Source organism: Microbacter sp. GSS18 (assembly GCA_029319145.1).
Lineage (GTDB): Bacteria > Actinomycetota > Actinomycetes > Actinomycetales > Microbacteriaceae > Microbacterium.
Map to the genome: position 1 here is coordinate 3,537,828 of CP119753.1, position 13,129 is coordinate 3,550,956.

Genomic DNA, 13,129 nt, shown 5'->3' on the forward strand with positions numbered 1-13,129 from the left:
CCCCGCCTTCGTCGTTCCGGTGTGTCAGCCGTGCAGAGCCTTCGTCTTGATCGCGTCGAAGTCAGCCTGCGTGATCGTGCCGGCGTCGAGCAGCGCCTTGGCCGACTCGATCTCGGCCGTCGGCGACTTGCCGCCCCGGCGACGCTTCGGATGTAGTCGTTCGTCGCCTGCTGCGCCTGCTGTGCCTCGGCCACCCGGCGCTCCGACATGCTGCGCCCGCGCGCGATGAGGTAGACCAGCGCGCCGAGCAGAGGCAGGAAGACGAGGAAGATCACCCACAGCGCCTTCCCCCATCCGCCCATCGTGTGATCCCGGAAGATGTCGATGAGGATCGTGATGTAGATCCAGATGCACGCCACGGCGATGTAGATCCAGAACATCCACAACAGGAATTCCCAGAAGTTCATGTGACCAGCCCTTTTTCCTCCCAGAGCCGCGCCAGTCGCGGCTGATGATGGCCTCACGGTAACCGCCGCCCGCACCCGGCGCATCATGCTGATCGCACGAACCGGGACGGGCGCGCGTCCGCCGGCGCATGCCGTGGCTCCGGGACGTTCGGCCCAGCGTCATCATCGGCGCGCCGCTACCCTCGGACCTGTGAGCGCAGGCCCGGGGGGCTCGTCGATGAGCGCGCGAGCAGCCGGCCCGGTGCCGCTGGACGCCAAGCTCGTCGCGCCCGCGCCGCGAGCGGCGTTCGTGAGCCGGCGTGCGATCATCGACGCCGCCCGGCGCGACGCGAAGCGCTTCGTCTGCATCAGCGCATCCGCCGGCTACGGCAAGTCGAGCATGCTCGCGGAGTGGGCGGCCGTCGAGGACCGCCCCGTCGCGTGGGTGTCGCTCGACCGTTTCGATGACGACCCCGTGACCGTGCTGGCACTTGTCGCGACCGCGTTCTCACGAGCCACCGGGGGCGGCGACGATCTCGCGGACCGGATGCGCGTTCCTCCGGAGGCGGCACTGGGGCGCGCCGCCCCGTTGCTCGCGGCCGCTCTGCGCTCCGCGCCGGTTCCGTTCGTGGTCATGATCGACGATCTGCAGTGGCTCGAGTCCCGAGCGTGCGACGACGTGCTCTCCGTGATCATGGACGGCGTGCCGGCGGGATCGCAGTTCGTCGCCGCCAGTCGCTCCCCCCAGCTGTACGCGGCGAGTCGGCGCGTGGACGGGGAGGTCTTCGAGATCGGCCCCGAGGAGCTGTCGCTCGACGCCGCCGGTGTGCGGGCCGTCTTCCGCCGTGCCGGCATCGATCTCGCGGCCGGCGACGCCGACGCGATCCTCGCGCACGCCGAAGGCTGGCCTGTCGGCATCCACCTCGCCGCCTCGGTCTCGGCGGCACGGGGCGAGGTGCTCGACATCTCGGGCGATGATCGCTTCGTCACCGACTACCTCTACCGCGAGTCGCTGTCCGCCCTGCCCGCGCGGACGCGGCGGTTCCTCATCCGGTCGGCGGTTCTGGACGTCATGTCGGATGCGGTGTGCGCCGCCGTCGCCGACGATCCCGGCGGGGCTCACCGGCTGAGCGAACTGGAGGAGTCGAACGTCTTCCTCATCCCGCTGGATCGCACGCGTGATCTGTACCGCTATCACCAGCTGTACCGCGAGTTCCTCCTCGGCGAGCTGCGCCACGAGGATGCCGGCGCCGTCGTCGACCTCCATCGCAGCGCCGCCGACTGGTACGAAGCGCACGAGCAGCCGGCGATGGCGATCGAACACCTGCTCCAGACGCCCGACCGCGATCGCGCCGCGCGCCTGATCGATGCCATCGGCTACGCGACCTACCAGGCCGGCGGGCTGACGACGGTTCGCCGGTGGGTGGAGACCGTGGGTGAGGACAGCGTGCGGGCGTACCCGCCGCTCGCGGTGCTCGCCGGGTGGATCGCAGCCCTCACGGCCCACGAGGCCGACGCCGAGAAGTGGGCGGCCTGCGCCGAGTCGCTGTCGTTCGCACGGGTGCCCGCCGACGGCACGGCGTCGTACGAGTCGGCGCGCGCCATGCTGCGGGCGGTCATGTGCGCCCACGGCCCCGCGGCCATGCGCGATGACGCGGCGCGTGCGCTCGCCGCCGAACCCGCCTGGAGCGTGTGGCGCGATCAGGCGCTGACGCTCGCGGGAGACGCGCTGCTGATCGGCGGCCAGGTCGATGCGGCCGATGCGCTGTTCGCGCAGGCGGGCGCCCGCGCCGCCGAGGTGGGGAACCACAACGTCGAGGTCCGGAACGCGTCGCTGCGGGCGATGATCGCCATCGAGGCCGGACGGTGGGAGGACGCGGATCGGCTCGTCGGCGAAGCGCGCCGGATCATCGACGCCCACCGGCTTCACGCCTATTCGACGTCGCTCGGCGTCTACGCCTCAGCCGCCCGCATCGCCCTGCACCGCGGTGACCTCCACGCCGCCGAGCGCGACGTGGCGCACGCGATGCGCGAGCGCGCCGGCACGAGCGGCGCGATGCCCACCGTGGCGGTCCGGCTGCGGCTCCATCTCGGTGCAACGTGCTGGGCGATGGGGGATGCGGCGACGGCCCGCCAGCTCGTGCGCGAGACGGAGGACATCCTGCTCCGGCGCCCGGACCTGGGGGTCCTCGTCGAGGAGTTCGCGCGCCTGCGGGCCACCGTGACCGATCCCCACGTCGCGAGCGGCGGGCCGCCGCCGCTGACGCCCGCGGAGCTGAGGCTGCTTCCCTACCTCCAGACGTATCTCACGATCCCCGAGATCGCCTCGCGCCTGTTCGTCTCGCGCAACACCGTCAGCACGCAGGTCGGCTCGATCTACCGCAAGCTCGGGGTGTCGTCGCGCGGCGAGGCGGTGGAGCGCGCCACCGTGGTGGGGCTGCTCGGCGGTTCGTGAGGGCTACTCCTCGAGGTCGTAGCCGAGGCCCCGCGCCACCGAGGATGCGGCGGTGACGGTGCGTGGCACGCCGACCGTCGGCCCGAGTTCGAACAGCACCGCGACGATCGCGTCTGCGGTCAGGCCGGCGCTCACCGCCGCGTCCACCTGTTCGGCGTATGACGCGTCCGACCCGCCGACGGCCACGAGCCCCGCGAGCCGGATGAGCGCCCGCGATTGATCGTCGAGGCCGGCCGCGCGCAGGGACCCCGGGCCTTCGGCGTCGATGATGCCGGGCTCGTTCGCCGCCAGTCGTCGCAGGAGCTCGCGATAGTTCGCCATGGTCGTCCCCCGAACCGAGGGTCTGGCCGCTGCGGGCCCTACTCGACCGCCGCGGCGGCCGCCACGACCTCGTTGACGATGGGCGCCGGGATGCGCACGGACTCCACGACCGTGCCGTTGGCCTCCGCCAGCCGGCTCGCCAGGTGCGTGGCCCACCGGTGCTCGGCGACCAGCAGCAGGGCCGAGGTCCCCGGCTCCAGCGCGGCGGCGAGCTCGGCGACGTCCTCTTCGGAGGCCAGGCCGCTCTCGGGCAGATCGATCGCGTCGGGGTCGGGCGCGAAAGCGTCGATCTCGAGGATCGTCAGCTCGCCGTCCGTGGAACGCGACACTTCGAGCAGATCGAGCACGCGGATCGTGCCGGCGTCGTCGAGGCTCAGGACGGCATCGATCACTTCGGGGCTCGGGGTGTCCCCGTCGAACGCGGCGAGGATCAGTTCCACTGGTCCGTACTCGTAGTCAGCCATCTCTCTGCCTTTCGCGTGACCGCTGTGTCAAGGCAAACGTAGGTCGCGCCGCATCGGGGCACATCACCCAGATCACGTGAGGCTCCGACGGCCACCCGCTCACCGGATCGCGATGGCGCGTCAGTAGTCGCTGAGGAGCTCCGTGAGGTGCGCGACCTGGTCCGCGGGCATTCCATACCCGTGGCGGGGCTCGGGGTACCGGCGCTCGCGGACGTCCGCGGCGTAGGCGGCGACCGCCTCGACCATCGGCGCGCGCAGCTCGGCGTAGCGCTTGACGAACCGGGCGGCGTGGCCGTCGTAGATGCCGAGCAGGTCGTGGAAGACGAGGACCTGCCCGTCCGTGCCGGGCCCCGCGCCGATGCCGATGACGGGAACGTCGAGGTACGGCATGATCGCGTCGGTCGCCGGCGTCGGGATCGCCTCGAACACGATCGAGAAGCACCCGGCCTCCTGCAGCGCCGCGGCGCTGTCGCGGATCGCCAGGGCGTCCGACGCGGTGCGGCCCTGCGACCGGTAGCCGCCGATGCTCGCCGCGGTCTGCGGAGTGAGGCCGACGTGGCCCATGACAGGGATGCCGGCGGCCACGAGCGCGCGGGCGCGGTCGACCGACGATCCACCGCGTTCGATCTTCACGGCATCGGCGCCGGCTTCCTTGACGAACCGGATCGCCGTGGTGACGGCCTGCTGATCCGAGGTCTCGTACGAGCCGAACGGCAGGTCGGCGACCAGCAGCGGGCCCGAGAGCCCGCGTCGCACCGCGGCGGTGAGCATCAGCATCTCGTCGACCGTCACCGGGATGGTGCTTTCGTAGCCGAGGACCGTCATCGCGGCCGAGTCGCCGACCAGGACGAGGTCGACGCCCGCCGCGTCGGCGATCTGGGCGCTGGGGTAGTCGTAGGCGGTGACCATGACGATCGGCTCGCCTGCGGCCTTCTTCGCCGAAAGGCCGGCGAAGGTGGTCTTGGCGCGGGGGCCGTCCGCGGGAGCCGACCCGGTGTGGGCGCTCACGTCGCCGGTTCCGGCGAACGCTCGAGCGACGCCGTCGACCCGTCGGCGCCGATCGCCTGCAGGATCCGGTTGTCGATGAGGCGTGCGGGCCCCACGCGCGCGGCGACGGCCAGCAGCGCGGCGTCGCCGACCTCGTCCAGCTCGCGCAGGTCGTCAGGCGAGCGCAGCTCCAGGTACTCCGGTTCGATGCCCGCGGCGGTGAGGACGGCGCGGGCGGCCGAGAGCACACCGGCCGCATTGGTGCGTCCGCGCCGGACCGCGGTCTCGGCGGCGTCCAGCGCGCGGTTGATCGCCCGCGCCCGCACCCGGGACTCGGGGTCGAGGTAGGCGTTGCGCGAGCTCATCGCCAGCCCGTCCGCCTCGCGGACGGTGGGGCAGGCGACGATCCGGACCGGAATGTCGAGGTCGCGCACGACACGACGGATGACGAGCACCTGCTGCGCGTCCTTCTGGCCGAAGTACGCGGCGTCGGGCCCGACGATCTGCAGCAGCTTCGTCACGACCGTCGCGACGCCGTCGAAGTGCCCGGGGCCGCGCGTCGCGCCGCACAGCACCTCTGTGATGCCCGAGACGTGGATGGTCGTCGAGAACCCGTCGGGATACATCTCGTCGACGGTCGGGGCGAACAGGATGTCGACGCCGGCGGCCTCGGCCAGCGCCGCGTCGCGCTCCTCGCTGCGAGGGTACGCCGAGAGATCCTCGTTCTTGCCGAATTGCGTCGGGTTCACGAACAGCGACATCACGACGACGTCGGTCTCGGCCCGCGCCTCGCGGACGAGCGACAGATGCCCGTCGTGCAGGGCGCCCATGGTGGGGACCAGTCCCACGCTCCGGACCCCGGCGCGGGCGTCCCGCAGGGCGGCGCGGACCTCGGTCACGCTGCGCACGATTCTCATGATGGTGTCTCGTCTTTCCGGGCGAGGGCGAGGGTGCTCACGCACAGCTCGTCGAAGAGGGCGACCAGGTGCGGGGCGGATGCGGTCAGGGCCGCGCGCTGCCGCTGCACGGTCTCGAGGTCGCCGCGGGCGATGGGGCCGGTCAGGGCCGCCGCGGCGCCGTGGGCGACCCAGTTCTCGACCGTGGCGCGCACCAGCGGCGCGAGCAGGGCGCGCGCGTCGTCCTCGGCGAGTCCCGCCGCCGCGGCGGCGTCCTCCGCGGCGCCCAGGAGCGTGACGACGAAGTTCGAAGCCATCGACGCCGCCGCGTGGTAGCCGGCACGGCCCTCGTCGGCGATGGCGAACGGGCGGCCCCCGAGGCTCGTCGCCAGTTCGCGGGCGATCTCGAGCGCTTCCGGGGTCGTCGCGCCGATGGCGCACCCCACCCCGATCAGCGCGTCGGGCGCCTCGTCACCGACGAAGGTGCCGAGGGGATGCAGCCCGAAGTCCACGCCCGAGGCCGCGATCGGCGTGGCGCCGGAGACGTGGCCGACGAAGCGGCTGTGCCCTCGTGCGCGCCCGGCGGCGGTGGCGATCGCGGCATCGGGCACGCACAGCAGCACGACGTCGGCGACCGCGATCGGCTCGTCCCGGCCGGTGGGTCCCGACACCGCGTAGTCGGCCGCCGTCAGCGCTCTGGCCAGGACGCGGCCGACGCGGCCGGGGCCGACGAGTGACACGGTGGCGACGGCGCGGTTCTCGGACAGCAGGGATGTGTTCATCGGGGGAGCGCACCCGGGCGACGTCGGTGCGGATGCGTGTCGAGTATCGCCCATTGGTGCACCTGATTCAAAAAACGCCCTCACCATTACGCCGTATTCCCGGCGGGCTCAGCGGTCATCCTCGTCCCATTCGGTGCCCTCGAGGTCGCCGCGCAGCGTTCCGGTGACGTCGTCGACGGCGGCACCGACGGTGGGGGCGAACCGGTCGGGCGTGAACCGGTCGGTGACCCCGTATCGCTCCAGCACGTCGCGGACCGGGTCCTTCATCTCGGCGAAGACGAGCCGGATGCCGTGCACCTCCAGATACTCGTCGAGCTCGACGAGCTCGTCGATCGCCGTCGTGTCGATGTCGGTGATCGGCTCGGCGGCCAGGATGACGGTGCGGATGCCGGGGCCGGCGGCATCCACGCGCGCACGGACCCAGTCGTCGAAGGTGCCGCCGTTGGCGAAGAAGAGGGGAGCGTCGAACCGCACGATCACCGCTCCCGGGATGCGCTCGCCGGTCTCGGGGTAGCGGGACAGGTCGTGGTAGCCGCGGATGCCCGGCACCCGGCCGAGCTCGGTCCGGTAGGGACGCCACGATCGTGCGATGAACGCCAGCAGGGACAGCATGATCGCCACCACGATCCCCTGGAGGACCCCGAAGACGAGGACGCCGAGGAACGCCGCGATCGACAGCACGGCGTCCAGCCGGTTCATGCGCCACAGCGACAGCAGCCCGCGCAGGTCGATCAGGCTCACGACCGCCATGACGACGACGGCGGCGAGCGTGGCCTGGGGGAGGACCGAGGTCAGCCCCGGCACGACGAGGATGAACACGACGATCAGCAGGGCCCCGACGACCCCGGTCAGCTGCGTACGCGAGCCCGCCTGCTCGGCGACCGGAGTGCGCGACGACGACGCCGAGACGGCGAACCCGCCGAAGATCCCGCCGGCGACGTTGGCGACGCCGATGCCCCACAGTTCCTGGCTGCCGCTGACGACCTCGCCGCGCCGCGCCGCGAGGGTGCGCGAGAGGACGGCGCTGTCGGTGAACGCCACGAGGGCGATGCCCGCCGCCGGCGCCAGCAGGAGCAGCACGTCGTCGGGACGCAGACCCCCGAGCGCCGGGGCCGGGAGGCCCTCGGGAAGGGCGCCCACCACCTCCAGCCGATCGCCGAGGCCGAGCAGCCACGTCAGCACCATCCCCACCACGACGACGACGAGGACGCCCGGCACGGGGGAGCGCAGGCGCGCGAGCACCGCGATGACCACGATCGAGCCGAGCCCGAAGGCCACCGCGATCGGTTCCGCCTCGCCTCCGACGATGGCCCGCACGACCGCGACGGCCTCGTCGACGATGCCGTCGCCGTCGACCGAGAACCCCATCAGCCCGGGGATCTGCGAGACGATCACCAGCAGCGCGATGGCGTTCAGGTATCCGACGCGGATCGGCTTCGACAGCAGGTCGGTGACGAACCCGAGCCGGAGGATGCCGCCGAGCACCATGAGGATGCCGACCATGATGCCGAGCAGACCCGCGAGGGCGATGGCGCGCTGCTGGTCGCCGGCGGCGAGCGGCAGGATCGAGGCGCCGATGATCGGGACGAGAGCGGAGTCGGGCCCCAGCACGAGGATCCGGGACGGGCCGAACAGCGCGTAGGCCAGCAGCGGGATGATGGTCGCGTACAGGCCCGTCTCGGGCGGCAGACCGGCGACCTGCGCGTACCCCATGCCCGCGGGGATGAGGAGTGTCGTCAGCACGATGCCCGCACGGATGTCGGGCCACAGCCACGCGCGCTTGTACTCGCGCGCGACAGCGATGCCGGGGATCCACCGGCCGATTCCGGTCGCCGCAGCCATCGCCACCTCCGCTCCCATCATGGTGGCAGGTTGGCGTCTCCGATCGGAACGCCCGAGCTCGTCGTCGGAGCCGTGGCGTTGCCCTGGCGACGCCTCAGGTGTTGACTGGGATGCCGGGGAGACAATCGCGTTCGGGAGGACGTCATGATCGAATCCGAATCCGCTCCTCAGTTCTCGACCCCGGGCGGGCCGCCCATGCCGGCGATGCCCGAGACGACGGGGCGCTACATCGTCGTGTTCGACGAGGGCGCCGACGCTCCCGGCATCCTCGGCGGCGCCGGCATCCGCGGTTTCGCGCGCTCGCGCGATCTGCGCGGGGACGAAGCGGCCGTGTCGAAGACCGACACCGTGTTCGAGGAGCTCGGAATGGCCGTCGTCAGCGACCCGGGGCAGCTCGGCGCGCGGTCGGTGCGCGAGGGCGTCGTGTCGGTCTCGCCCGAGCTCGTGCATCACGTCCTCGACGGCGACTACGTCCGCGGCTACGCCGACGGGGTGCAGGATCTCGCCGGTCGACTCGGCGTGAGCGCGCCGCCGGCCGCGCCCGGAGGCAAGGCGCCCACCGCCGAGGCGACGTTCTTCCGAGACAGCGAATCGCTGACATGGGGCATCCAGGCCACGGGCGCCGACCGATCCGGCTACTCGGGCGCGGGTGTCAAGGTCGCCGTCCTCGACACCGGCTTCGACGTCGGGCATCCGGACTTCGCCACGCGAGGCGTCACGGCGGCGTCGTTCGTCGACGGCGAAGGGCCCGAGGACGGGCATGGGCACGGTACGCACTGCATCGGCACGTCGTGCGGTCCCCAGAGCCCCGGTGAGGGTCCGCGGTACGGGGTCGCGTACGGTGCCGAGGTCTTCTCGGGCAAGGTGCTCGGCAACTCCGGGTCGGGGAGCGACGCCGGCATCCTCGCCGGCATCGACTGGGCGATCTCCGAGGGATGCGCGGTCATCTCGATGTCGCTCGGCGCCGACGTCCCGCGCGTCCACCCGCCGTACACGGTCGCCGGCCGTCGCGCGCTCGAGAAGGGGAGCCTCATCATCGCCGCCGCCGGCAACAACGCGATGCGGACCGATCTGAACTTCGGCTTCGTCGGCGCCCCGGCCAACAGCCCGCACATCGTCGCCGTCGCGGCGCTGAACCAGCAGCTCGACGTCGCGTTCTTCTCGGCCCGCACCCTGCCCGACGCCCGCGGCGGGCAGGTCGACCTCGCCGGTCCCGGCTACCAGGTCTACTCGTCGTGGCCGATGCCCACCCGCTACCGGTCGATCAGCGGCACGAGCATGGCGACGCCCCACGTCGCCGGACTCGCGGCACTGTGGGCCGAGGCCACCGGGTACCGGGGTGGTCAGCTGTGGTCGATCCTGACCCAGGAGAGCAGGCGACTGCTCGCGCCGTCGGTCGACGTCGGGTCCGGCCTGATGCTGGCGCCCTGACCGCCGGCACCGGGACCCGCGAGCGTAGGATCGGGATCGTGGCCGGGACCAGGATCACCGTCTCCGTCGACGACGAGCACGTCGACGACGTCGACGCCGTCGTCGCGCGGCTCGAGGCGTGCGGGATGACCGTCGAGAAGGTGCTGCCGTCGCTCGGGATGGTCACCGGGACGATCGAGGACCCCGGCGCCCTGCGCGACGTCGTCGGCATCCATCCTCCGGTGGCGGAGCGCAGCGTTCGTCTGCCCCCGCCGGGCGACGACATCCAGTGACCGCCTGCGTCTCTCGCGGCGTCGCGTCAGCCAGGATGGCCCGCGTGTGCACGCGCGTCCAGAGCCCGACCGCGTGGGCGGGCGTCACGCGGTCCGGACGTAGACGACGTCGTCCTCCCAGCGGTCGCCGACCAGGAACCGTCGCGAGCCCGCGAGGCTGAAGCCCTCGCGCTCGTAGAAGCGTCGCGCCCGGGTGTTCTGGTGATTCGTCCCGAGCCACACGGTCGGCGCTCCGGCCGCACGCGCGCGCTCCATCACCGCGGTGAGCAGCTCCGCCGCGGCGCCGCCGCCCTGCCGGTCGGCGCGGACGTACAGCTTGCTGAGCTCCGTGATCGGCCCCGGGGGCACGAGCGGCGCGATGTCGGCCGGCGGCTCGCGCCGCGCCGCGAGCGCGTACCCGGCGAGGGCCCCGTCCGGCTCCCGTGCGACCAGGACGTCGTACGCCGGGCTGCCGACGTAGTCCTCGAAGGAGGCTGTCGTCAGGTGCGCCGCGACGAACGAGGCGATCGCCTCCTCGGTGATGTGGGGCGGACACGCGAGCGGGAAGGTCAGAGCGGCCAGTTCGGCGAGCGCGGATGCGTCCGCGGCTTCGGCGTCCACGATCCTCACCCGGCCGAGGATAGCGGTCATCGGCTCCCTACTTTCGGCGGTGCCGCGCCGTTCGCCGCCCGGACTACCGTCGTGCCACGCCCACGCGGTCGATGCCGACCGCACAACTGTTTCGAGGGGGAAGCATGGCCGAGGACTACGCGACGCTGTGGCGACGCAGCATCGACGACCCGCAGGGGTTCTGGCTGGAGGCCGCGGATGCCGTGACGTGGACGACGCCGCCGCGCACCGCCCACGCCGGAGGTGAGGACGGACGATGGTTCCCCGACGCCGGGCTCAACATGAGCGCCAACGCTCTCGACCGTCACGTGGACGCGGGGCGCGGAGACAGCATCGCGCTGCGCTACCACTCGGCCATGACCGGCACCGCCAAGCACTACACCTACCGGGAACTGCGCGACCGTGTTGCCGAGGTGGCCGGCATGCTGAGCGACCTCGGGGTCGCGCGCGGCGACCGCGTGCTCATCTACCTGCCCATGACGCCCGAGGCCGTCATGGCGATGCTCGCGTGCGCCCGTCTCGGGGCCATCCACTCGGTCGTGTTCGGCGGGTTCGCCGCCTCCGAGCTCGCCGTCCGCATCGCCGATGCGCGACCCTCGGTCATCGTCACGGCGTCCGGCGGCCTCGAGCCGGGCCGCACCGTGGAGTACCTGCCGATCGTGCGCAAGGCGCTCGAGGCGGCGCCGGGGATCGTCCGCACCGTCGTGGTGCGCGACCGCGCCGCGGTGCCGGGATCCGCCGCAGACATGGCCGGCGCCGTCGAGGGCGTCCAGTGGCTCGACTGGGACGAGCGGGTGGCTCAGGCGGCGCCGGTGGAGCCCGTTCCGGTCGTGTCCCACGATCCGCTGTACATCCTCTACACGTCCGGGACGACGGGGAACCCCAAGGGGGTGGTCCGCGACACCGGCGGATACGCCGTCGCCCTGGCGTGGGCGATGCGCAGCATCTACGACATCGGGCCGGGCGACACGATGTTCACGGCATCCGATGTGGGATGGGTCGTCGGTCACTCGTTCATCGTCTACGGACCGCTGATCGCCGGCGCGACGACCGTCCTGTTCGAGGGCAAACCCGTCGGCACGCCGGATGCCGGGGAGTTCTGGCGCATCGTGCGCGACTACCGCGTGAAGACGATGTTCACCGCGCCGACCGCGCTGCGCGCGATCCGCCGCGTCGACCCCGACCTGGAGGAGCTGCCCGAGGGCGCTCTGGCATCCCTCGAGACGCTGTTCCTCGCCGGCGAGCGTCTCGACCCCGAGACGTGGCACTGGGCGAACGACGGCCTGGGCGTGCCCATCGTGGACCACTGGTGGCAGACCGAGACAGGGTGGCCGATCTGCTCCGTTCCCGTGGGCCTTCATCGCCTCGAGACCCGTGCCGGGTCCACCGCGGTCCCGATGCCGGGGTACGACGTGCGCATCCTCGACTCCTCGGGCCGCGACCTCACCGGCACCGGCCCCGGCGGGTCGTCGCCCGAGGGGAACATCGCGCTGACGCTGCCGCTGCCGCCCGGCACCCTCACCGGCATCTGGGGCGACGAGCGGCGTTTCCGCGACAGCTACCTCACGGCCTTCCCGGGGTTCTACGCGACCGGTGACGCCGGCCACATCGATGCCGACGGCTACGTCTTCGTCATGGGCCGGACCGACGACGTCATCAACGTCGCCGGGCACCGCCTCTCGACCGGGTCGCTCGAGGAGGTGCTGACGATGCACCACGCCGTCGCCGAGTGCGCCGTCATCGGCGTCCACGATCACCTCAAGGGCCAGCGCGCCGCGGGGTTCGTCACCCTCAAGGCGCACGAGCACGTCGATCACGATCGGCTCGAGGCAGAACTCGTCGCCCTCGTGCGCGAGCACATCGGACCGGTCGCGGCGTTCCGCGACGTGACGATCCTCGACCGGCTGCCCAAGACGCGGTCCGGGAAGATCCTGCGCAAGACCATGCGGCAGATCGTCGACGGGGAGACCTACCGGATCCCGGCCACGATCGAGGACCCGACCGTCCTCGATGCGCTCGTCGAGATCGTCGGCCGCTCGCCGCAGAAGGTGGGGTGACGACGGGACCTCTGGCACTGTCGAGGTATCGCTTCAGGGAGCAGGGTCGCAGACGGATGCCACGACGGCACCCGATCAGACGTCCGGCCGAGGAGGCGGATCATGTCATTCGGCGAGTCCATCAAGACGGTCTTCACCAAGTACGCGGAGTTCACGGGTCGGGCGACACGCCCGGAGTTCTGGTGGTGGGTGCTCTTCACCTTCCTCGTGTCGGCCGCACTCGGAGCGATCCAGCTGCCGTCGATCACGGTCGACGACTCGGGGCAGCTCGCGCTCACGACGACGACGCTGTCGGGGCTGTGGGCCCTCGCGACGCTGCTGCCGAGCCTGGCGGTGACGGTTCGGCGGCTGCGCGATGCCGGCTACCGCTGGGCGAACGTGTTCTGGGTGCTGCTGCCCTTCGCCGGCCTGATCGTGCTCATCGTGCTGTGCGCCAAGCCGACGCAGGTCGCGCCGACGTACGCGCCCCCGCAGGGGTACGGTGCACCGCAGAGCTACACGCCCCAGCAGGGGTATGCCCCGCCGCAGGGCTACGTGCCGCAGCAGGGGTATGCCCCGCCGCCGGCCGCCGCCGGTCAGCAGCCCCCCGCGCCGAGCCCGGGGACGACGCCGCCGACCGCGCCCTGA

General features: G+C 72.1%; 13 protein-coding genes. 5 read left to right on the forward strand and 8 right to left on the reverse strand.

Annotated features, from left to right (window positions below):
- Positions 1 to 24 precede the first annotated feature (24 nt).
- On the reverse strand, positions 25 to 573 hold the full coding sequence (locus P0L94_16385; protein ID WES64034.1) for an SHOCT domain-containing protein: 549 nt from the start codon (positions 571 to 573) through the stop codon (positions 25 to 27).
- A 24-nt stretch (positions 574 to 597) separates the two neighbouring features.
- On the opposite strand from P0L94_16385, the gene P0L94_16390 reads away from it, so the two are divergent.
- Complete coding sequence (locus tag P0L94_16390) at positions 598 to 2,841, forward strand: LuxR C-terminal-related transcriptional regulator (GenBank protein ID WES64035.1); 2,244 nt, start codon at positions 598 to 600, stop codon at positions 2,839 to 2,841.
- A 3-nt stretch (positions 2,842 to 2,844) separates the two neighbouring features.
- Here P0L94_16390 and P0L94_16395 read toward each other — a convergent pair whose 3' ends face one another.
- From P0L94_16395 to P0L94_16420, 6 genes are all read right to left on the reverse strand, one after another.
- Complete coding sequence (locus P0L94_16395; GenBank protein ID WES64036.1) at positions 2,845 to 3,162, reverse strand: carboxymuconolactone decarboxylase family protein; 318 nt, start codon at positions 3,160 to 3,162, stop codon at positions 2,845 to 2,847.
- Between the two features lie 38 nt (positions 3,163 to 3,200).
- Positions 3,201 to 3,626: a DUF6325 family protein gene (locus P0L94_16400; GenBank protein ID WES64037.1), complete on the reverse strand. Its 426-nt coding sequence runs from the start codon at positions 3,624 to 3,626 to the stop codon at positions 3,201 to 3,203.
- 120 nt (positions 3,627 to 3,746) lie between these two features.
- A complete protein-coding gene (gene panB, locus P0L94_16405) occupies positions 3,747 to 4,634 on the reverse strand; it encodes a 3-methyl-2-oxobutanoate hydroxymethyltransferase (protein WES64038.1) in 888 nt (295 codons plus the stop codon).
- Positions 4,631 to 5,512 carry a pantoate--beta-alanine ligase gene (panC, locus tag P0L94_16410; protein WES64039.1) on the reverse strand — a complete coding sequence of 294 codons (882 nt, stop codon included), beginning with the start codon at positions 5,510 to 5,512 and terminating at the stop codon, positions 4,631 to 4,633. Before panC ends, panB begins: the two co-directional genes overlap by 4 nt.
- A 14-nt stretch (positions 5,513 to 5,526) precedes the next feature.
- Positions 5,527 to 6,291: a DUF2520 domain-containing protein gene (locus P0L94_16415; protein WES64040.1), complete on the reverse strand. Its 765-nt coding sequence runs from the start codon at positions 6,289 to 6,291 to the stop codon at positions 5,527 to 5,529.
- A gap of 108 nt (positions 6,292 to 6,399) precedes the next feature.
- Positions 6,400 to 8,154, reverse strand: a complete 1,755-nt coding sequence (locus P0L94_16420; GenBank protein ID WES64041.1) for a SulP family inorganic anion transporter — start codon at positions 8,152 to 8,154, stop codon at positions 6,400 to 6,402.
- Positions 8,155 to 8,277: 123 nt separating this feature from the next.
- Between P0L94_16420 and P0L94_16425 the strand changes: the two genes are divergently transcribed.
- Entirely contained in the window at positions 8,278 to 9,564 is a 1,287-nt protein-coding gene (locus tag P0L94_16425) for a S8 family serine peptidase (GenBank protein ID WES64042.1), read from the forward strand.
- Positions 9,565 to 9,602: 38 nt separating this feature from the next.
- On the forward strand, positions 9,603 to 9,836 hold the full coding sequence (locus P0L94_16430; protein WES64043.1) for a hypothetical protein: 234 nt from the start codon (positions 9,603 to 9,605) through the stop codon (positions 9,834 to 9,836).
- Positions 9,837 to 9,920: 84 nt separating this feature from the next.
- On the opposite strand, the gene P0L94_16435 is transcribed toward P0L94_16430, so the two are convergent.
- A complete protein-coding gene (locus P0L94_16435; protein WES64044.1) occupies positions 9,921 to 10,445 on the reverse strand; it encodes a GNAT family N-acetyltransferase in 525 nt (174 codons plus the stop codon).
- Between the two features lie 125 nt (positions 10,446 to 10,570).
- Between P0L94_16435 and P0L94_16440 the strand changes: the two genes are divergently transcribed.
- Together P0L94_16440 and P0L94_16445 are read left to right on the forward strand one after the other, a co-directional pair.
- Positions 10,571 to 12,502, forward strand: a complete 1,932-nt coding sequence (locus P0L94_16440) for an AMP-binding protein (protein WES64045.1) — start codon at positions 10,571 to 10,573, stop codon at positions 12,500 to 12,502.
- A 102-nt stretch (positions 12,503 to 12,604) separates the two neighbouring features.
- Positions 12,605 to 13,129 (forward strand): DUF805 domain-containing protein, encoded by a 525-nt coding sequence (locus P0L94_16445; protein WES64046.1) that lies wholly within the window; start codon positions 12,605 to 12,607, stop codon positions 13,127 to 13,129.

What these genes read in the sequence shown, in the direction of transcription:
- P0L94_16440 (WES64045.1), top strand. Translation starts at nt 10,571, where the DNA reads ATGGCCGAGGACTACGCGACGCTGTGGCGACGCAGCATCGACGACCCG.
- P0L94_16385 (WES64034.1), bottom strand. Translation starts at nt 573, where the DNA reads ATGATGACGCTGGGCCGAACGTCCCGGAGCCACGGCATGCGCCGGCGG.
- P0L94_16415 (WES64040.1), bottom strand. Translation starts at nt 6,291, where the DNA reads ATGAACACATCCCTGCTGTCCGAGAACCGCGCCGTCGCCACCGTGTCA.
- P0L94_16400 (WES64037.1), bottom strand. Translation starts at nt 3,626, where the DNA reads ATGGCTGACTACGAGTACGGACCAGTGGAACTGATCCTCGCCGCGTTC.
- P0L94_16445 (WES64046.1), top strand. Translation starts at nt 12,605, where the DNA reads ATGTCATTCGGCGAGTCCATCAAGACGGTCTTCACCAAGTACGCGGAG.
- P0L94_16395 (WES64036.1), bottom strand. Translation starts at nt 3,162, where the DNA reads ATGGCGAACTATCGCGAGCTCCTGCGACGACTGGCGGCGAACGAGCCC.
- P0L94_16420 (WES64041.1), bottom strand. Translation starts at nt 8,154, where the DNA reads ATGATGGGAGCGGAGGTGGCGATGGCTGCGGCGACCGGAATCGGCCGG.
- P0L94_16425 (WES64042.1), top strand. Translation starts at nt 8,278, where the DNA reads ATGATCGAATCCGAATCCGCTCCTCAGTTCTCGACCCCGGGCGGGCCG.